At 54.3% G+C, this 541-nt stretch carries 2 protein-coding genes; both read right to left on the bottom strand.

The window, feature by feature from the left end:
- Positions 1–56: 56 nt before the first annotated feature.
- Positions 57–263, bottom strand: a complete 207-nt coding sequence (locus OH458_RS21995) for a hypothetical protein (protein WP_005475929.1) — start codon at positions 261–263, stop codon at positions 57–59.
- A complete protein-coding gene (locus tag OH458_RS21990) occupies positions 260–394 on the bottom strand; it encodes a hypothetical protein (protein WP_263280378.1) in 135 nt (44 codons plus the stop codon). The genes OH458_RS21995 and OH458_RS21990 overlap by 4 nt, the downstream gene beginning before the upstream one ends.
- Positions 395–541 lie beyond the last annotated feature (147 nt).

Here is a 541-nt window from a genome sequence, read left to right as displayed (position 1 = left end):
GCGAAAGGCCACCTTCAATCGGGCAAGCGCTTCGGGGCTCTCAGTGACACAGACAATCATTTCTTACGCAGCACCAGAAAAGCCAAAATCACCACAACCGCGCCAATCAACCAAGGGCTTACCCCTTGAGGGCTTCCCATGTTGATAGAGCCAATGCTTTGGCCGCTGTTATTGGTACTCGTAGCCGTAGAGGGGCCAGCTTGACCGCCACTAATAGGCATGGTGCCGCTATTGGTAAGGCCACCACCTAGCATCGGAATCATAAGCCCCCCTTAAGAAGCGCATAGCCCACAACCAAGAGCACCAACATCATTACGAGCTTGCTTGAGCCCTCAGAGAGCTGAAAGCCCACAATGCCGCCACCCAAAAACACGACAGGGAGTAGAAAAGGCATTACTTACCCCCTTTCATCAGCATCACGACCAGCAAGAGAACAATAAGAGCGCCCACACCCATGACGATGTAAGTCGTGTTCATGCCCCCTTGATGGCTGACCAGAGGGCGACCATCGGCGGTCTGGCCCTCTACTTGATGCGGTCGC

Source organism: Vibrio sp. MarTm2 (assembly GCF_027587055.1).
GTDB classification, from domain to species: Bacteria; Pseudomonadota; Gammaproteobacteria; order Enterobacterales; family Vibrionaceae; genus Vibrio; species Vibrio sinaloensis_D.
This window is presented reverse-complemented; position numbering and strand designations above follow the sequence as displayed.